This is a genomic window from Paracoccus lutimaris (genome assembly GCF_003337565.1).
Lineage (GTDB): Bacteria > Pseudomonadota > Alphaproteobacteria > Rhodobacterales > Rhodobacteraceae > Paracoccus > Paracoccus lutimaris.
In genome coordinates this window covers 92166-110473 of sequence record NZ_QPJL01000002.1, presented here as the reverse complement: position 1 = coordinate 110473, position 18308 = coordinate 92166, and the positions used below count along the sequence as shown (strand labels likewise).

Below are 18308 nucleotides of genomic sequence, written 5' to 3'. Positions count from 1 at the left end.
TACTTGGCGAACCGCTTGGCGCGGTTTTTTCTGCCCGAGTTTGCGAAGATTGCGTCTCTGGTGGCGGATTTATGCTGAGCGCGCGCGGCTTTCAATTCAAACAAGCGTCATTGTCGCATTAGAATCACAGGCTGTGGCGCTCACGCAATCTTGGGTTTGAAGGGCGGCCCAAGCTTTTGTATGGCTGGCGCAAAATCTTCCCTGGGACAGGACATCATGCTGAAATTTTCGACCTTGGCGCTTGTTTCCGTGCTGGCCTTGACGGCCTGCCAGAAACCCGGCCCGCAGCTTGGCCCCGACGGCCAGCCGCTGCCCGTAGCCTACCGGATCACCGGCCGCGAAGAGGCGCAGATCCCCGGTCGCGTTCTGGGCCAGATCAACGCGCTGCGCGCCAATATCGGTGCGCCGGCGATGGTGCAAAACCCGATGCTGGACGCGGCCTCCAAGGCCCATGCCCGCGACATGGCGGCGCAAAACCGCGCCTGGCATTTCGGCTCGGACAGCTCGTCGCCGCTGGATCGTGTGCGCCGCCAGGGCTATTCGGGCCAGCTGGTCGGCGAGAACATCTCGGAGACCTATGAGAACGAGCTGACCACGCTGAACGCCTGGATGCAGAACCGCGACACCCGCGACATCATGATGGATCCGCGCGCCACCGAGCTGGGCATCGGTTGGTATCAGGAGCCCTCGGGCAAGATCTGGTGGGTGCTGATCACCGGCAGCGCCGGCTATGCGCCGGGCGGCTTTGGCGGTGGTCAGGTCGTGGCAAGCGCCGGCCTGTAATCCTTTCTTCCGAACGCGGTCGCGCCCCGAACCGGGCGCGATCCGTGGCGCGATCTGCCGTTGAATCAGAGTCTTGCATCGTTTTCGGCAATGCGTCCATGACGCTGCGAGCCGATTGGCAAAGTCGCAGTCGTGATCTTTCGGCATCGCGCCAGACCCGATGCCTGAAACCGAAAAAGCCCCGGATCATCCGGGGCTTTGTCATGTCTGGGACTGTGGTGGGGAGGCCGGTTGCGGCCCCCGGGCACAGGTTTCAGGGATAGATGAAGATCGGCGTCCCCGGCCGCAGCATGGCAAAGATCTCTTCGATCTCTTCATCGGTTACGGCGATGCAGCCGGCGGTCCAGTCGGCCTTGTTCAGCGCCCGGCCTTCGGGGCCAAGTCCGTGGATGAAGATGTCGCCGCCCGGGCGCAGCCCCAGCGCCGCCGCCTCGGCCACGTCCTGGACCGACGGATAGGAGATCCCGACCGACAGGTGATAGCGGCTGTTGGGATTCAGGCGGTCGATGAAATACAGCCCCTCGGGGGTCTTGCCATCGCCTTCGTATTTCTTGTCACCGACCGGCTGGCGGCCAAGGTCGATCTCATAGCTTTTGATCGCGGTCTTGCCGCTGATCAGATACATCTTGCGCTCACCCTTCTTGACCACGACCTGGGTCACGGGCGGGCCGCTATAGGCCTTGAGTTTGCTGCTTTTGCTGCTGTCGCCGCCACCGCAGCTTGCCACCACGGCAAGCGCAATACCTGCGATAAGAACGCGAATTGCCCGAATCATCACTGCCCTCTGTGCGCCGTTTCTCAGGCGCCCTTGATTTTGCTATCAAATACCACAGAGATTAAGAATTCGCTAGCGTCGGCGAATTTCCGCCACGGTTTCGACATGCGGCGACCAGCGGAACTGATCCACGACGAAAAGCCGGGCGATCTGATAGCCGCCGTCAGCGAGAATCCGCGCATCGCGCGCAAAACTCACCGGATCGCAGCTGACCCAGGCCAGTTTCTCGACCTTAGCGCGGGCAATCTCGTGGGCCTGCGCCTCGGCGCCGGCGCGGGGCGGATCGATCACGATTGCGTCATAAGCCAGCTCTTCGGGCAAAAGCGGGCGGCGCGCAAGGTCGCGCGTCTCGGTCGTGATTCGGCGCAGACCGGGGGCGCGGCGGGCGGCTGCGTCCAGCGCGGCCAGGGGTGCGGCAAGGCCCTCGACGGCGTGAACTTCGGCGGTTTCGGCCAGCGGCAGCGAGAATGTGCCGCAGCCCGCGAACAGGTCCAGCACCCGCCCGGCGCCGCGCGTCATGTCGCGGATCGCGGCGACCAGGGCGGCCTCGCCCTCGGCGGTGGCCTGCAGAAAGCTGCCGGGCGGCGGCACCACCTGCGCACGGCCCATGGGCAGGGCTGGCGGGCGGCGCATGATGGTCTGGTCGTCCCAGCTGAGCCGCGCCAGATCGCCCTGATCGGCCAGCGCGGCCAGGGCCTGAAACAGCGCTGCATCCATGGGCTTGCCGCCGCGCACGGCGACGTCCAGCCCGGCGGGCGTTTCGGTCACCGCCAAGGACAGCTCACCCGCGCGCGAGGCGCCGGTGACGGTCAGCTGCCGCAACAAGGGCAGCGCCGCCTGAATGGCGGGGCGCAGCACATGGCAATCGGCGATATCGGCGATCACATCCGAGGCGCGGGCGTGAAAGCCGACCAGCGCGCCCTTTTTGGGCCGCCGCCCCGACAGCACTGCCCGCCTGCGCGAGCGGGGCGGCGAGACATGCACCCCCGCAACCGGCGCTGCCAGCCCCTGTGCGCGCAGCGCCTGTTTGACGACGCCCACCTTCCAGTTGCGCAGGAAATCCTCGGATCCATGCATCAGCGAGCAGCCGCCGCAGGCGCGGTAATGCCCACAAGCCGGCCGCACCCGCTGGTCCGAGGGGGTGAGGATCTTGGGGTTGGGGATACGGCCGTTCCCGGCCTCGCCCTCGATTACCTCGCCGGGCAGGGTCAGGGCGGCCAGCGCGCGCCGATCGTCCGAGATGGCGACGCCGTCGCCCTTGCGGCCCAGCCGTTCGATGGTCCACTGGCTCATTCTGCCGCCTCGGAGGTATCGTCATCCTCGATGCCCAGAAAGCCGCCGGACTGGCGGTTCCAGTAGCGCGCATAGGTGCCGCCCTGCGCCAGCAACTCGGCATGGCTGCCCTGTTCGACGATGCGCCCGGCCTCCAGCACGACGATGCGGTCCAGCTCGGCAATGGTCGAGAGGCGATGCGCGATGGCCAGCACCGTCTTGCCGCGCATGGCGCGGCGCAGCGCCTCCTGCACCTGCGATTCGACCTCGCTGTCCAGCGCGCTTGTGGCCTCGTCCAGCACGAGGATCGGCGCGTCCTTCAGAAGCGCGCGGGCCAGCGCGATGCGCTGGCGCTGGCCGCCCGACAGCTTGACGCCGCGCTCGCCCAGATGCGCGTCATAGCCCACGCGGCCGGCATGATCGCGCAGGCCAAGGATGAAATCATGCGCCTCGGCGGCTTTTGCGGCGGCGATGATCTCGTCCTCGGTGGCGTCGGGCCGGCCGTAAAGAATATTCTCGCGCGCCGAGCGGTTGAACATGGCGGTTTCCTGCGTGACCATGGCGATATTGCGGCGCAGGCTTTCCTCGGTCACCCGCCGCAGGTCGTGGCCGTCGATGCTGAGCGCGCCGCCCTCGACGTCGTAAAGCCGCAACAGCAGCGACACCATGGTCGATTTCCCCGCCCCCGAGGCACCGACAATGCCCAGTTTCTCGCCCGGTGCGATATGCAGGTCCAGATCGTGGATGCCGCCCTGACCGTCGCCGCGGCCATAGGCGAAATCGACATGGTCGTAATCGATACGGCCCTGAACGCGGCCCAGCACCTCGGCATCGGGGGCGTCGGTCAGGGCATGGGGCGGCGCGAGGGTCTTCATGCCGTCCTCGACCTCGCCGATCGAGCCCCAGACCCCCATCAGCGCCATGCTGACAAAGCCGGTCATCTGCGCCAGCCGCATGGCAATGGCGCCCGAGGCGGCGATATCGCCGGCGCTGGCCTGCCCCTGCTGCCACAACAGGATCGCGCCGCCGACCAGAATGACCGGCAGGGCGCCGGCGACGACCATCAGCGACAGCCGGAACCATGTGCTGACGCGGCCGAAATCCAGCGCGCGTTCGCGAAAGCCGGCCATGGCGCCAAGCGCGACGCGGTCCTCGTATTCGGCATGGGCGAAGAGCTTGACGGTCTTGATATTGGTGATGGTGTCGACGACCTGCCCGGTGATCATCGCCCGCGCCGAGGCACGCCGGGCCGAGCGGCTGCGGATGCGCGGCATGAAAAAGCGGATCAGCAGGATATAGGCGACAAGCCACAGGATCAGCGCCAGCGCCCCCCAGCCATCGACCGAGACCAGAAACGCCGCCGAGCCGATCACCGAGGCCAGCGCGAAAGTCACCACATTGACGAATTCCGAGGCGACCTCGGTCACCGCCCGCGCGGTCTGCATCTGCTTCTGCGCGATGCGGCCGGCGAAATCGTTGTCGAAAAAGGTGACCGCATGGCCCATGGTCCAGCGATGCAGCCGCGACAGCACCAAGGGCAGGATATTGGGGTTGATGATGACGCTGGAACTGGCGGTGGACAGGCCGACGATGGCCGGACGGATCACCAGAAAAAACGCGGTAAAGCCCAGGATCAGCCAGCCCTGATCGGCCCAGATCCGATCCACGGGCGTCGAGACGACGGCATCGACCACCGCCCCCAGCAGCACCGCCGAGGCCACATCCGTGACCCCGCCAAGCGCCGAGGTGAAGGCGGCAAAGCCAAGTCCCGGCCAGGCGCCCGACAGGCACCAGCGGAAAAAGGCCAGCAGCGTATGCGGCGGCGGGCCATCCGCCGGCCGGAAGGCGTCGATCATGCGCGCAAACAGTCTATGCATCGCCCGGGCTTCCGGTGGCGTCATCCGTGACGGGCCTGCGGGCCAGCGCCAGCAATTCCGTGCGCGTCAGGGTGAAATCGCTGTCGATCCAGGCCGATTCCGCATGGCGCAGCGCCCGCCCAAGGGCGGCACCGGTCAGATCGGCGACCAGATCGGCGGCAGCAAGCGGGAACTTTGCCTCGGCGGCGCGGGCAATGCCGTGGCACCAGCCAAAGGGCGGCGCCTTGCCATGGGCGGCGCGGATCAGCACCGATTGCGCGGCGACCGCGCGGCCAAAGCGATAGGCGGCGGCGGGCGGGGGCATGCGCTGCGCCTCGGCCAGCTGTGCCTGCATCCGCGCCTCGTCCCGCGTCAGGCGCAGGGCATTGGCGGCGTCATCGGCGCCCATCAGCGCAAGGCGGCGCGGCCAGCGGGGCAGGGCGCCGGTGCCGAAGTCCTGCTCGGATTCGATCAGCTCGGCAAGGTCGGTCGCGTCGGCGCCGGGCAGGACCATGGGCAGTACGCCTGCCTCGGCCATGAAGGCCACGGCCTGGGTCGGGTCGGGTGCGGTCAGAAGCTTGCGGATTTCGTGGCCGATACGCTCTTTCGAGATGCCGTTCAGCCCGGCGCGCAATTCGCGGCAGGCGGCAAGCGCCTGCATGTCGGCCTCGCGCCCGTACCAGGCCAGAAAACGGAAAAAGCGCAGGATGCGCAGGTAATCCTCGGTGATGCGGGCGCGGGCGTCGCCGACAAAGCGCAGCTTGCGCGCGGCAAGGTCCGAAAGCCCGCCGACCGGGTCCAGAACCCGGCCATCCGCCGTGGCGTAAAGCGCGTTCATGGTGAAATCGCGGCGGCGGGCGTCGTCCTCAAGGCTGTCGGAATAGGCGACGACGGCGTGGCGGCCATCGGTTTCAACGTCGCGGCGAAAGCTGGTCACCTCATAGCCGCGGCCATGGGCGATGACGGTGACGGTGCCATGGTCAAAGCCGGTGGGCACGCTGCGCAGCCCGGCGGCCTCGGCCAGACGGATGGTCTCGTCGGGGCGGGCCGAGGTGGCGATGTCGATATCCGAGATCGGCTCGCCCAGAAGCGCGTTCCTGACCGCGCCGCCGACGACCAGCGCCTGGGCGCCCTCGGCAGAAAGCGCCGAAAGCACCTGTTTCAGGGCCGGGTCATCGGGAAGGGCGACGGTCTGCCGGGTCATGCGGAAAGCCTTAATGCAAGCGAGTGCAGGACGCGCGCGGTGGCGCCCCAGATATAATAGGGGCCGTAAGGGGCAATATAATAGTTCCGGCGGCTGCCGCGCCAGATCCGGCCGGTGACGCGGAAATTCGCCGGATCGGCGATATGGGAAAAGGGGACGGTAAAGACCTCCTCGACCTCTCCGGCCTCGGGGGTCGGGGTGAAGGGCCCATGAACCAGTGCCAGAACCGGGGTCATGTCGAAGCCGGTGACGGTGTGATGGGCGGGCATGGTGCCCAGCACCTCGACCTGTGCCGGATCAAGGCCGATTTCCTCGCGCGCCTCGCGCAGGGCGGCGGCGGTGACGTCTGCGTCCGAGGGGTCGACCTTGCCGCCCGGCAGTGCGATCTGGCCGGGATGGTGGCGCAGGGAACTGGCGCGCTTGGTCAGGATCAGCCGCCCGTCAGCCGCGTCAAAGGCCGCGAGAACCCCCGCCGGGCGCGGCGTGACCGGCACCTGCGGGCTGTCGCCAAAGTCGAAATCGGACGAGGGCCCCGTCGCTTGCGACAGGGCCCGTATCAGTTGTTCCCGGGCATGCCGGGTCAAAGCGCGGCCCGGTTCTCGGCGCCCTTTGCGGGTTTCGGGGGCAGGGGATTGCCCTCGGCATCCACGGTCGCCTCAAAGCCGAGGCTTTGCGGGTCGAATTCGTAATGCGCGCCGCAGAACTGGCAATCGGCGGTGACGATACCCTCGGGCGTGGTCATGTGGGCAATGTCCTTGGCCGAATAGATCGCAAGCGTGCCGCGCACCCGGTCTGGGCTGCAGGAACAGCCGAAATGGATGTCCTGACGTTCGAACGAGACCGGTTCCTCTTCGTGGAAAAGGCGGAAGACCAGGTTCGGCAGCGGCAGGTTCGGGTCGACCAGCTCCATCGCCTCGACCGTGGCCATCAGCGTGGTGCTGCGGGTCCAGTCCTCGGATTCGGCGCCTTGCAGGATGTCGGCGGTCTGCAGCGGGTCATCCCCGGTTTCGGGCGCGACATGGGCCGCGGCGGGCAGGGTTTGCAGCATGATGCCGCCGGCGCGCCAATGCTCGTCCTGATGGCCGGGCAGCTGCGCGCGCCCGACGGTCAGCTCGAACCTGGTTGGCAGCTGCTCGGACTGTTCGAAATAGGTCTGGGCGCAGCTCGCCAGCGAGCCGCCGGCCAGAGGCGTCATGCCCTGATAAGGCGTCGTGCCCTCGCCCTGGTCGATCAGCACCGCGAAATAGCCCTGACCCAGCTGGTCAAAGCCCGAGATGCCTTCTTGCAGACGCTCGGCATCGAAGCTGGCCCAGGCGCGCATGCGCGCGGGGGCACCCTCGGTCTCGGGGGCGTAGTAATCGGCGGCGATGGTGCGGATGGCGCCGTTGCCGCGAACTTGCAGCGAAAGCTTCCAGCGCAGCTTGACGGTCTGGCCGATCAGCGCGGTCAATGTGGTCAGTTCGGCCACCATGGCGCTGACCGCGACCGGATAGTCGTGGCGCGACAGGATATGTTCCAGCGTGTGGCCAAGGCGGCCGACGCGGCCGCGCGTGCCAGATTGCTCAAGCTGAAAGGGCAGGACGGTGTCGTCCCAGGAAGCGTCCTTTGTCTTGGTCATCATGGATCCTTCGGAATGCGGATGCGCGGGGCCGGAGGGCCTTGCGCCTTGGCACCCAATATAGGCGTGCTGCGCGAAACCCCAAGGGGGGAAGCCGGGGGCTTCGCGCCCCCCCCTGCCCATCGGTCCTCGGACCGATGGCGGACTCGATGGACAGCCCCGCGGGATATTTCTACATGAAAGAATGGGACGGGCCGTCCTTGTTGACGGCTGCGGGGCATCGGCGGTAACGGGTGGCCAGCGCGGGCCGGTCCGGCCCTGAAGGAGCCTGCCATGACATTCGATCGCAAGATCAAGATCGCCCCCTCGATCCTTTCCGCCGATTTCGCCAATTTCGGGCAGGAATGCCGCGCCATCGAGGATCAGGGCGCGGATTGGGTCCATGTCGATGTGATGGACGGCCATTTCGTCCCCAACATCACCTTTGGTCCCGCCACCTGCAAGGCGATCCGGCCGCATATCCGGGGCGTCATGGACGTGCATCTGATGATCGCGCCGGTCGATCCCTATATCGCCGCCTTTGCCGAGGCCGGCGCCGATATCATCACCGCCCATGTCGAGGCCGGGCCCCATATCCACCGCACCTTGCAGGCCATTCGTGGCGCGGGTGCCAAGGCCGGGCTGGCGCTGAACCCCGGTACGCCGGCCGAGGCGGCGCGGCCGCTTTTGGATGACATCGATCTGATCTGCGTGATGACGGTCAATCCGGGTTTCGGCGGGCAGAAATTCATCATGAGCCAGATCGAGAAGGTGCGCGAGCTGCGCGCCATGATCGGCGACCGGCCCATCCATATCGAGATCGACGGCGGCGTCGATCCGGTGACGGCGCCTTTGGTGGTGGCGGCGGGGGCCGATGTGCTGGTTGCGGGCTCTGCCGTGTTCCGGGGCGGCTCGGTGTCGAACAGCGCGCCTTATGGCGAGAACATCCGCGCCATCCGCGAGGCTGCCGAGGCCGCGCTGCGGTGATCTGGCGCGGGGCCACGGCGCTGGCGGGGGCGGCGCTGGGTCTGGCCGCGCCGCTGGCCGGGCCGGACTGGCGCGAGCGTTTGGCGCTGACCGGTCCACAGGTCGCGCCCGGCGGCATCTGGCTGCATGCGGCCAGCGTCGGTGAGCTGACCTCGGTCCGGGTGCTGGCCGAGGAACTGGCGCGCGCCTTTCCCCTGACGGTGACCACGAACAGCCGCACCGGGCGCGATCTGGCGCGGCGGCTGGGCATGCCTTGCGCCCTTGCGCCCCTGGATGTGCCGCAGGCGGTGGGGCGGTTTCTGGACCGGGTCGAGCCGACGGTGATGGTCACGGTCGAGAACGAGCTGTGGCCCAACCGCTCGGCCATGGCTGAGGTGCGGGGCGTGGCGCAGGTCGTGGTGGGGGCGCGGATGTCGGAACGCTCGGCCCGGCGCTGGGGACGGCTGCCGGGGCTGATCGGGCCGATGCTGGCGCGGATCGACGCGCTGTCGGCGCAGGATCAGGGCAGCGAGGCGCGGCTTCTGGCACTGGGTCTGCCCGAGGCGGCGCTGAGCGCGCGGCTGAACCTGAAGCTGCTGGGTCCGGCGCAGGTCATGCCGGGCGCTGACGGGCCGGACCGGGCGCGGACGGTGCTGGCGGCCTCGACCCATGAGGGCGAGGATGCCGTGATGCTGGACGCCTTTCTGGCGGCCCGCGCGGTCTTGCCCGATCTGCGGCTGATCCTTGCGCCCCGCCACCCCGAGCGCGGTGATGCGGTGGTGGGTCTGATCGCTGCACGGGGGCTGAAGGCCGCCCGCCGCAGTCAGGGCGCCGGTCTGGAGGCACCTGTCCTGCTGGCCGACACGCTGGGCGAAATGGCGCTGTGGTATCAGGCGGCGGGGATTTGCGTCACCGGCGGATCATTCGCCGATCATGGCGGCCATACCCCGTGGGAGCCGGCCGCCTGGCGCTGTGCCATCCTGCATGGGCCGCATGTCGCAAATCATGCCGGGGATTATGCCGATCTGGACAGCGGGGGCGCAGCGCTGGCCGCGACGGCTGAAACCCTGCCCGGCCTGCTGGCCGATCTGGCAGCGGACGCTGGGCGCCAGCGCGCCATGGGGCTGGCGGCGCGCAAGCTGTTGATGGCGCGGGCCGGCGATCCGGCGGCGCTGATCGCGCGGATTCGCACGCTTGCGCGACCCGCCCTTGCGCAAAAACCCGCAGGGGCCGATATTTAGCGGAAAGGAGCCGCCATGATCCGCTATTCCCTGCGTTGCGACCAAGGCCATGATTTCGATGGCTGGTTCCGGTCCTCGGACGGGTTCGAGACCCTGCGCGCGGCGGGTCAGGTCAGCTGTGCGATCTGCGGCTCGGTCCAGGTGGAAAAGGCGCTGATGGCGCCGCGCGTCGCCCATGGCGGCGGGGATGAACCCGGCACCACCGATCTGCATACCCCCCGCGACGGGCATGAGGCGGCGCTGGAGAAGCTGCGCCGCCATGTCGAGGCGAATTCGGATTATGTCGGCATGTCCTTTGCCGCCGAGGCCCGCGCCATGCATGAGGGCGAGGCTCCCGAGCGCGCCATCCATGGCGAGGCCAGGCTGGAAGATGCCCGCAAGCTGATCGAGGACGGCATTCCCGTTGCCCCCTTGCCCTTCCGCGCGCGGCAGCGGGCGAATTAGCGCCGCGCCTCGGCGGAGGTGGCGGCCCTGCCATCATCGGCAGGAATGCGCGCCAGCCGGTCGGCATGCAGCGCTGCGTCAAGAAAGGCTTCGATGCGGTCGCCGTGCTCGTGCAGTTCCTCGATCGAGTAAAGCGCCGGATTCCCGTCCAGATCGAAGACCATGCCCGAGGGCGGTTCGCCGCGAAAGGTCAGGATCAGGTCATCGACCGCACCCGCGCCCAGAATGTGCAGCCGGCAGCTCAGGCCCGGAAACTCTGGCGGCTTTTCAAAGGGCTGCACCTTGACGACAGGTCCGAATAGCCTTGCCCTGCCGGTCAGGCCCAGTTCGCGGCGCAAGACCTCGCTGCGATAGCGCCCGTGATGGCGGCCCTGCACCATGCGCGCCGATTGCCGCGCCAGCCAGTCGGGCAGGGGCGCATCCTCGTCCAGACGCAGGTAATAGGGCAAAACATTGGCGATGGTGCAGGGCACCGCCGCCATCTGCTGGCCCAAGCGCGCCGGATAGGGCAGACCGATCACCGCCTCGCCGCCGGTTCGCCGCGCCAGATAGGCGCCCGCGAGCGCCCGCAGGACATCGGCCCAGATCAGCCGGTGCGTCTGTGCGAAGGCGGTCAGCGTCTCGAGCAGGCCGGCCGGCAGTTCGCGGCGCGCGCGCAGGTAATCATGGCCGCTGACGGCAGGGCCGATGGCCTTGGGCAGGTGGGCCAACTGGCTGTGCCACCAGTTCCGGTCCTCGACGCGGCGGGCCGAGTTGCGATAGGCGGCATCCTCATCAATGGCCAGAGACAGCGGATGCGGCGGCTCGGGCAGGGGTGCGTCCTGGACCAGTGCCGCGTAATGGGCGGCGATGCGGTTCGCCACCAGCACCATGCCATAGCAGTCGATGGCCAGATGATGGATGCGCAGGTAAAGGAAATGCCGTTCCAGATCGATGACGAAAAAGGTCAGCGCCGCCGCGGGCTCTTCGGCCAGCCGCAGCGGGCGCCGGCTGTCGGCCTGCATCAGTTCAAGAGCCTGCTTCTCGGCGTCGGGCTGCGCCGACAGATCGGCGAATCCCAGCATCAATGGCGGTCCGGGCGCCTGCCGTGGCCCGTCGCCGGGGTCAAGAAAGCGCAGCGACAGCGTCGGCATATCGGCGATGGTGCGGGTGACGGCCTGCATGATCGCCTGGCTGTCCAGCGCGCCCAGCAGCTCAAGATACAGGCCGGTATTCAGGATCGGATTGCCCGGATCCCTGACCTGCATGCGCCAATACACCTCCTGTGCTTCGGTGAGGGGCGTCGAGCGGTCGAACTGATCGGCACGAGTGTTCATGGCGGCCCTGTTCAGTGGCAGGAATGGCGGCAAGCAGATGGTTCACCTGTTCGGTTGATGAGCATTCTAAGGGTGGTGATGTTAATAACCCTGCACTCAATGACGCCACGTCACAATCCGGCAAGAAAACTAGTCAGATCTCATTGATTAGACCAGATAAGGATAGCTGAAATGACGGCGATGGGCAAAGCATCGCCGAACCTTACGGTACAGCTCCCGCCAAGGGGAATGTGATCGTCCTGCCGTTCGCGCCGGTGGCGGCCTGGCCGCGAATTTTCGTTGATCGGACCTGCGGGCAATGTCACCATCATGTCATGAGCACCCCGTTCTTCGGCATTTCCCCAGACCACGACCGTGTGGCCTTCGACCGGGCCGAGCTGGGCATGATCCTGTCGCTTTACGGCCGGATGGTCGCTGCGGGTGAATGGCGCGACTATGCGATGTCCTTCCTGCGCGAGATGGCGGTCTTTTCCGTCTTTCGCCGTGCGGCCGAGAATCCGCTTTACCGCATCGAAAAGCGGCCTCGACTGCGGGCCGCGCAGGGTCAATATGCGGTGATCGGCATGGATGGGCGCGTCCTGAAGCGCGGGCACGACCTGCCGGCAGTGCTGCGCGTGCTTGAGAAAAAGCTGATTCGTCCAGTGGATTAGCGGCGCGCATCCCGACCGCGCGACCGACAGCCCCCCGGGGCCGCATCCATGATATCCGCGGGTCGCCGCCCGGCAGATCCGGGCGGGCCGCCTAAAGCCGGTGTTCGATCAGCTGGAAATCCGGTCCCAGCCGCACCAGATCCGCCTTGCGGCCGGGCACCAGCCTGCCATGGCTGTCCTGCAACCCGATCAGCCGTGCCGGCTCCAGCGTCGCCATGGCCAGCGCGCGTTCGGGCGCGATGCCGACCTGCGAAACCAGCGTGGCAATCGCCTGCGGCAAGGTCAGGTCGGCCCCGGCCAGCGTGCCATCGGCCAGCGTCAGCCGACCGTCGCGGCGCAGCACCTGCCGGCCGTTCAGTTCCATCTCGGTCAGGTCGGTGCCGGCGAATGCCATGCAATCGGTGACAAGGAAAATCCCCTCTGGCCGCGCGGCCAGCGCCAGCCCCATCACCGCCGGATGGACGTGGATGCCATCCGCGATCAGCCCGGCCCCGGCCTGTCCCGACAGGATCGCCCCGGCCAGACCCGGCGCGCGATGGCCGATCTGGCTCATGGCGTTGAAAAGATGGGTGGCGCAGCGCGCGCCGGCCTCAAATGCCGCGCGGGCCTCGTCATAGCTGCAATCGCTGTGGCCAAGGCTGACCACGGCGCCGGCACCCGCAAGCGCCGCGATCTGCTGCGGGCTCGCCGATTCCGGGGCCAGCGTCACCATCAGCACGGGCAGGCGGCGCGCGGCCTCGCACAGGCGGGCAAGGTCATCACCGGTCATGGGCCGGATCAGCGCCGGATCATGGGCGCCCTTGCGGCGCGGGTCGAGATGCGGGCCTTCCAGATGCAGGCCAAGGAAGCCGGGGACACCGGCATCCGCAGCGGCAATCCCGGCGGCGATGACATTGGCGGTCGCCTCCGGCGTGTCGGTGATCAATGTGGGCAGGATACCTCCCGTGCCCAGGCTGCGATGGGCGGCGCAGATATGGCGCAGCGCCGCCAGATCGGTGGCGCCGTCGACCATGATTCCGCCGCCGCCATTCACCTGCAGGTCAAGGAAGGCCGGGGCAAGGATCCCCGGCACCGTGCGTGCCCCGGCCCGGGGCACCTTGTCCTCGGGCAGGATGGCGGCGATATGGCCATCCTCGATCACCAGCGCATGGCGGTCGATCAGGCGGCTGCCGTCAAAGATCCGCGCCCCGGTCAGGATCTCGCGCGCCATCAGACCGTCTCCGTCACCTTGCGCAGATGCGGGGGCGTGTCGGGGTCGAAGCCGCGCCGCCGCGCCAGCCCCTCGATAAAGGCGTAAAAGCCCGCCTGCATGACCAGCGGCGCGACCAGCGGATGCAGCCCGCGGACCGAGGGCAGCGTGACCGCGCCCGCCACCTCGGCGCCGGTGACAAAGACATCCGCGCCCTGCGCCGCCAGCCGCTCGGCCGTGGCCTGCAGTTGCGGCAGGGCGGCGTCCTCGATCCCCAGCGCCAGCACCGGGAAATTCGCCTGCACGATGGCCGAGGGGCCGTGCAGAACCTCGGCCGCCGAATAGGCCTCGGCATGGATGCCGCTGGTTTCCTTGAATTTCAGCGCCGATTCGCAGGCGATGGCAAAGCCCGGGCCGCGCCCCAGCACATAGGCGGAATTGGCCCGCGCCAGCCGCGCCGACAAGGGCGACCAGTCCAGCTCGATCGCCTGGGCCAGTGCCTCGGGCAGCGCGGCCAAGGCGTCCTGCAAGGCGTGATCGCTGGCCCATTCCGCCAGCAGGGACAGGCCCGCCAGCACCGAACAGATAAAGGTCTTGGTGGCGGCGACGCTTTTCTCCTCGCCCGCCTGCAGGGGCAGGCAGTGGGCCGAGACCTGCGCCATGGCGCTGTCCTCGAAATTGGTGATGGCGATCGAAAGCGCGCCCCCCTGACCCGAGGCGCGCATCATCTCGACCCCGTCGGGGCTGCGGCCCGATTGCGAAATGCCGATGCAGGCCGCCTTGCCCAGCCGCAGGGGCCGGCGATAGATCGAGGCGATGGACGGCCCGACCGAGGCGATGGGTATGCCCGCCTCAAGCTCGAAGGCGTATTTCAGATAGGTCGCGGCATGGTCCGAGGATCCGCGCGCCACGGTCACGATCAGGTCGGGATCCTTGCGTTTCAGCGCCGCCGCCGCATCCAGCACCGCCTGACGCGACTGCTCCAGAAAACGGGCGGCGGCCTGCGGGATTTCGGCCACTTCGCGGGCCATGTGGGTCTGGCTCATTGGGGATTCCTTTCGCCATCGGGCGCGAGTTTCAGTTCCACGGCGAAATCATAGGCATCGCCGCGATAAAGTGAGCGGGTGAATTCGACCACCTTGCCCGAGGGCAGGTAGGAGATGCGTTCGATCCGAAGCCCGGCGACGCCGGGCGCCACGTCCAGCAATTCCGCATCCTTGGCGTTCAGATTGGCGGCCGAGATGCGCTGCACGGCGCGCACCGGGCGCTGGCCCCGGCTTTCCAGCATGGCGTAAAGCGAATCGGTGACCTGTTCGGGATCGGGCAGGATGCGCTGCGAGAGCGAGGCGCGCTCGATCGCCAAGGGCACCCCGTCCGAGCTGCGCACCCGTTCCAGCCGCGCCACGCGCTCGCCCGCGCCCAGCCCCAGCGCCATGACTTCCTCGGGGGCGGGGGCATGCAGGCCGCGCGCGATCCAGCGGCTTTCGACATTGCGCCCGCGCCGCTCCATGTCCTCGGTGAACGAGGTCAGAAGCGACAGCGCCTGTTCCAGCTTTTCGACCTTGGGCGCAACGAAGGTGCCCGAGCCGCGCCGCTGCACGAGCTGCCCCGAGCTGACCAGTTCCGCCACGCCCTTGCGCACGGTGACGCGCGACAGGCCCGTCATCACCGCCAGTTCCCGCTCGGACGGCAGGCTGTCGCCGGGCTTGAGCTGCCCCGAGGCGATGGCCTCGGCGATCAGCCGGTGCAATTGCAGGTAAAGCGGCCCGCCGCCGCTTTCCTCGAAGGCGCCGGGGGTGAAGATTTCGCCCATCATCCCTCCTGCCGCGCCAGAAACAGCGCCCCGTCCAGCCCGCTGCCCAAGGGCGCGCGAATGTCCCAAAGCCCCGCCAGCCGTTTCGCGTAATGGCCGCCCAGCCCGCCCAGAAAGATCACCGGCAGGTCGCGGCCCTGTTGCAGCATCCCGATCATATCGCGGATCTGCGCGACCGCGGCGTCAAAGATGCGCCGCGCCGCCGGGTCCGCGCTTTCGACGATGCGGGGGGCAAAGCTGCCAAACTCGACGGGCTTGGCGCGCAGCCCGAACGAGATCACGCCCTCGACCCCGCCCAGTTCGGTCAGCACCTCCTGCAACAGGGGCGTCATCGGGGCAAAGCCGTCCTCGGCCCGCAGGGCGTCAGAGAGCAGGGCGCGGCCCAGAACCGCGCCGCCCCCTTCGTCGCCCAGCAGAAAGCCGCGCCCGCCATATTGGCGGAACTGGCCGCCCGCCTGCACCGCAAAGACCGAGCCGGTGCCCATGGCGGCGACGATGCCATCGCCGCTTTGCAGGGCGCCTGCCGTGGCGGTGACCACGTCGGTGACGATGCGCGTGCGGCGAAAGGGCAGCATCGCCTGCAGGCGCCGCGCCGAGGCGGTGACATTGGCCCCCGCCAGCCCCAGCACGGCGTCCAGATCGTCCAGATGGCCCTGACCGGCGGCATGAAGCGCGGCGCGGGCGGCGCTAAGGATATTGGCGCAGGCGCTTTCCGTCTCGATCGAGATATTGGCGGGACCGGCCGCGCCCTGACCCAGAATGCGCCCCTGCGCATCGGCCAGCGCCGCCCGGCATCCCGTACCCCCACCGTCAACAGCCAGAAAAAGCGTCATGATGCCCCCTTTTGCTTGCACGATACCAAAAGAATACCAAAAGGGAAGTATCATTCGTAATTCCAGCAAAAATGGCTGCAAATGCGCCGATTCAAGAAATGTCTTTACAATTGGTATTCTTTTGGCATCATACATCGAACAGGAGGAATCACATGACCGAATCCAGCACCGAGGGACGCCATCCCGGAGCCGAGGGGTTTCATACCCTTGGCGGCAGGGATGCGTTGTCGATCCTGCTGGCGGCGCAGATCGACGCGCTGAAGGCGCTCACGCCGGCGATTGCGGCGCTGGAGCGGGTGGCCGATGCCGCCGCCGCCTCGCTGCGGGCGGGGGGCAAGCTGGGCTATGCCGGGGCGGGGTCCTCGGGGTTGATGGCACTGGCGGATTGTCTGGAACTGGCCGGCACCTTCGGCATCGCGCCCGAACGCACGCCGATGATGTTCGCCGGCGGGGCCGATGCGCTTTTGCACATGAAGGGCAGCGTCGAGGATGACCCGGCGCTGGCCCTGGCCGATCTGGACCGCGCGGGGCTGGCGGCGGGGGACACGCTTTTGGTCCTGTCAGCCTCGGGGCGGACGCCCTATGCGCTGGCCATCGCCGAGGCGGCGCGGGCGCGGGGCGTGACGGTGGCGGGATTTGCCAATGTGCCCGGCTCGGCGTTGCTGGGGCTGGCCGATATTTCGGTGCTGATCGAGACCGGGCCCGAGGTGGTCGCCGGCTCGACCCGGATGGGGGCGGCGACGGCGCAGAAAGTGGCGCTGAACATGGTCTCGGTTCTGGCGGCGACGCGGCTGGGCCATATTCATGACGGCTATATGGTCAATCTGGTGGCCGACAATATCAAGCTGGTTGACCGCGCCGCGCGCATCGTCGCGGCGGTGGCCGATATGCCCCGCGACGCGGCCGAGGCGGCGCTGGCGCGTGTGTCCGGTGCGGTCAAGCCGGCGGTTCTGGTGGCGCGGGGCATGACCCCCGAGGCGGCGACGGCGGCGCTTTCGCAGAATGGCGGCCATCTGGCGCCGCTTCTGCAAGGATTTCATCAAGCGGGTTCGTGAGAAACCCATCACAGGGAGAAGACCATGACCAAGACCATCCGATACGCGTTGCTGGCCAGCACGCTGCTCTCCGGGGCGGCATGGGCCGAGGATGTCACCCTGACCATCGAAAGCTGGCGCAACGACGATCTGGCGATCTGGCAGGAAAAGATCATCCCGGCATTCGAGGCCGCCAATCCCGGCATCAAGGTCGTCTTCGCGCCCTCGGCCCCGGCGGAATACAATGCGGTGCTGAACTCCAAGCTGGATGCCGGTTCGGCCGGCGATCTGGTCACCTGCCGGCCCTTTGACGCCTCGCTTGAGCTGTTCAACAAGGGCAAGCTTGCCGATCTGAGCGATATGGCGGCGATGGCCAATTTCTCGGACGTGGCGAAATCGGCCTGGCAGACGGATGACGCGACCAAGACCTTCTGCGTGCCGATGGCCTCGGTGATCCATGGCTTCATCTATAACCGCGCGATCTTTGACGAGCTGGGCCTGACGCCGCCCAAGACCGAGGCCGAGTTCTTTGCCGCGCTGGAGAAGATCAAGGCGAACGGCACCTATATCCCGATGGCGATGGGCACCAACGACCAATGGGAAGCCGCAACCATGGGCTATCAGAATATCGGCCCGAACTACTGGAAGGGCGAAGAGGGCCGCAAGGCGCTGATCGCCGGCACCTCGAGCCTGACCGACGAGGCATGGGTCGCCCCCTTCCGCCAGCTGGCGAAATGGAAGGACTATCTGGGCGACGGGTTCGAGGCGCAGACCTATCCCGACAGCCAGAACCTGTTCACGCTGGGCCGCGCCGCGATCTATCCGACCGGCTCGTGGGAGATTGGCGTGTTCGGCCCGCAGATCGGCGGCGCCTTCGAGATGGGGGCCTTCCCGCCGCCGGTCGCGGCTGATGGCGACAAATGCTATATCAGCGACCATACCGACATCGCCATGGGCATGAATGCGGCGACGAAGCATCCCGAACAGACGAAGAAGTTCCTGGAATGGGTCGGCTCGTCGGAATTCGCCACGCTTTATGCCAATGCCCTGCCGGGGTTCTTCTCGCTGAACTCGGCTGCGGTCGAGATGGCGGACCCGTTGGCGAAAGAGTTCGTCAGCTGGCGCGAGACCTGTGAGCCGACGATCCGCTCGACCTATCAGATCCTGTCGCGCGGGACGCCGAACCTTGAGAACGAGACCTGGAATGCCAGCGCCAATGTCATCAAGGGTACTGAGACGCCCGAAGATGCGGCAAAGCGCCTGCAGGACGGTCTGGCGAGCTGGTACGAGCCGCAGAAGAAGTGATCTGTTGCCGGGCCTGACGGCCCGGCGATG

At 67.5% G+C, this 18308-nt stretch carries 18 protein-coding genes; 7 read left to right on the top strand and 11 right to left on the bottom strand.

The annotated features are described in order from the left end of the window. The first annotated feature begins 216 nt into the window (after positions 1 to 216). The gene (gene dalA / locus DFP89_RS03040) at positions 217 to 783 is read left to right on the top strand and encodes a divisome-associated lipoprotein DalA (protein WP_114347915.1); all 567 of its coding nucleotides are present in this window, start codon (positions 217 to 219) and stop codon (positions 781 to 783) included. 253 nt (positions 784 to 1036) lie between these two features. Here dalA and DFP89_RS03035 read toward each other — a convergent pair whose 3' ends face one another. The 6 genes from DFP89_RS03035 to hslO form a co-directional block, all read right to left on the bottom strand. Continuing rightward, on the bottom strand, positions 1037 to 1558 hold the full coding sequence (locus DFP89_RS03035) for a L,D-transpeptidase family protein (RefSeq protein WP_114347914.1): 522 nt from the start codon (positions 1556 to 1558) through the stop codon (positions 1037 to 1039). A gap of 72 nt (positions 1559 to 1630) precedes the next feature. Next, the gene (locus DFP89_RS03030) at positions 1631 to 2851 is read right to left on the bottom strand and encodes a class I SAM-dependent RNA methyltransferase (protein WP_114347913.1); all 1221 of its coding nucleotides are present in this window, start codon (positions 2849 to 2851) and stop codon (positions 1631 to 1633) included. Then, positions 2848 to 4707, bottom strand: coding sequence for an ABC transporter ATP-binding protein (locus DFP89_RS03025; protein ID WP_114347912.1), 1860 nt, complete (start codon positions 4705 to 4707; stop codon positions 2848 to 2850). The genes DFP89_RS03030 and DFP89_RS03025 overlap by 4 nt, the downstream gene beginning before the upstream one ends. After that, a complete protein-coding gene (locus DFP89_RS03020; RefSeq protein ID WP_114347911.1) occupies positions 4700 to 5890 on the bottom strand; it encodes a CCA tRNA nucleotidyltransferase in 1191 nt (396 codons plus the stop codon). Before DFP89_RS03020 ends, DFP89_RS03025 begins: the two co-directional genes overlap by 8 nt. Then, entirely contained in the window at positions 5887 to 6474 is a 588-nt protein-coding gene (locus tag DFP89_RS03015; protein WP_114347910.1) for a CoA pyrophosphatase, read from the bottom strand. Before DFP89_RS03015 ends, DFP89_RS03020 begins: the two co-directional genes overlap by 4 nt. Next, positions 6471 to 7508, bottom strand: coding sequence for an Hsp33 family molecular chaperone HslO (hslO, locus tag DFP89_RS03010; RefSeq protein WP_114348078.1), 1038 nt, complete (start codon positions 7506 to 7508; stop codon positions 6471 to 6473). The genes DFP89_RS03015 and hslO overlap by 4 nt, the downstream gene beginning before the upstream one ends. A 273-nt stretch (positions 7509 to 7781) precedes the next feature. Here hslO and rpe point away from each other — a divergent pair, with 273 nt between their 5' ends. The 3 genes from rpe to DFP89_RS02995 are packed head-to-tail and all read left to right on the top strand — an operon-like array spanning position 7782 to position 10138. After that, positions 7782 to 8474 (top strand): ribulose-phosphate 3-epimerase, encoded by a 693-nt coding sequence (rpe, locus tag DFP89_RS03005; RefSeq protein ID WP_114347909.1) that lies wholly within the window; start codon positions 7782 to 7784, stop codon positions 8472 to 8474. Continuing rightward, complete coding sequence (locus tag DFP89_RS03000; protein WP_114347908.1) at positions 8471 to 9694, top strand: 3-deoxy-D-manno-octulosonic acid transferase; 1224 nt, start codon at positions 8471 to 8473, stop codon at positions 9692 to 9694. The genes rpe and DFP89_RS03000 overlap by 4 nt, the downstream gene beginning before the upstream one ends. Before the next feature lie 15 nt (positions 9695 to 9709). Continuing rightward, a complete protein-coding gene (locus DFP89_RS02995) occupies positions 9710 to 10138 on the top strand; it encodes a DUF1178 family protein (protein WP_114347907.1) in 429 nt (142 codons plus the stop codon). On the opposite strand, the gene DFP89_RS02990 is transcribed toward DFP89_RS02995, so the two are convergent. Beyond that, complete coding sequence (locus tag DFP89_RS02990; protein WP_114347906.1) at positions 10135 to 11454, bottom strand: condensation domain-containing protein; 1320 nt, start codon at positions 11452 to 11454, stop codon at positions 10135 to 10137. The two genes, DFP89_RS02995 and DFP89_RS02990, sit on opposite strands and share 4 nt — an antisense overlap. Before the next feature lie 314 nt (positions 11455 to 11768). On the opposite strand from DFP89_RS02990, the gene DFP89_RS02985 reads away from it, so the two are divergent. Next, the gene (locus tag DFP89_RS02985; protein ID WP_114348077.1) at positions 11769 to 12104 is read left to right on the top strand and encodes a DUF2794 domain-containing protein; all 336 of its coding nucleotides are present in this window, start codon (positions 11769 to 11771) and stop codon (positions 12102 to 12104) included. A gap of 91 nt (positions 12105 to 12195) precedes the next feature. Here DFP89_RS02985 and nagA read toward each other — a convergent pair whose 3' ends face one another. The 4 genes from nagA to DFP89_RS02965 are packed head-to-tail and all read right to left on the bottom strand — an operon-like array spanning position 12196 to position 15939. Beyond that, positions 12196 to 13314 (bottom strand): N-acetylglucosamine-6-phosphate deacetylase, encoded by a 1119-nt coding sequence (gene nagA / locus DFP89_RS02980; protein WP_114347905.1) that lies wholly within the window; start codon positions 13312 to 13314, stop codon positions 12196 to 12198. Beyond that, positions 13314 to 14339, bottom strand: coding sequence for an SIS domain-containing protein (locus tag DFP89_RS02975; protein WP_114347904.1), 1026 nt, complete (start codon positions 14337 to 14339; stop codon positions 13314 to 13316). Before DFP89_RS02975 ends, nagA begins: the two co-directional genes overlap by 1 nt. Then, positions 14336 to 15106, bottom strand: coding sequence for a GntR family transcriptional regulator (locus DFP89_RS02970; RefSeq protein WP_114347903.1), 771 nt, complete (start codon positions 15104 to 15106; stop codon positions 14336 to 14338). Before DFP89_RS02970 ends, DFP89_RS02975 begins: the two co-directional genes overlap by 4 nt. Next, positions 15106 to 15939, bottom strand: coding sequence for a glucosamine kinase nucleotide-binding domain-containing protein (locus tag DFP89_RS02965; protein ID WP_114347902.1), 834 nt, complete (start codon positions 15937 to 15939; stop codon positions 15106 to 15108). Before DFP89_RS02965 ends, DFP89_RS02970 begins: the two co-directional genes overlap by 1 nt. Before the next feature lie 152 nt (positions 15940 to 16091). On the opposite strand from DFP89_RS02965, the gene DFP89_RS02960 reads away from it, so the two are divergent. Both DFP89_RS02960 and DFP89_RS02955 read left to right on the top strand, forming a co-directional pair. Next, positions 16092 to 16994, top strand: coding sequence for an N-acetylmuramic acid 6-phosphate etherase (locus DFP89_RS02960; protein WP_114347901.1), 903 nt, complete (start codon positions 16092 to 16094; stop codon positions 16992 to 16994). A 24-nt stretch (positions 16995 to 17018) separates the two neighbouring features. Further along, entirely contained in the window at positions 17019 to 18278 is a 1260-nt protein-coding gene (locus DFP89_RS02955; protein ID WP_114347900.1) for an ABC transporter substrate-binding protein, read from the top strand. Positions 18279 to 18308: the final 30 nt, after the last annotated feature.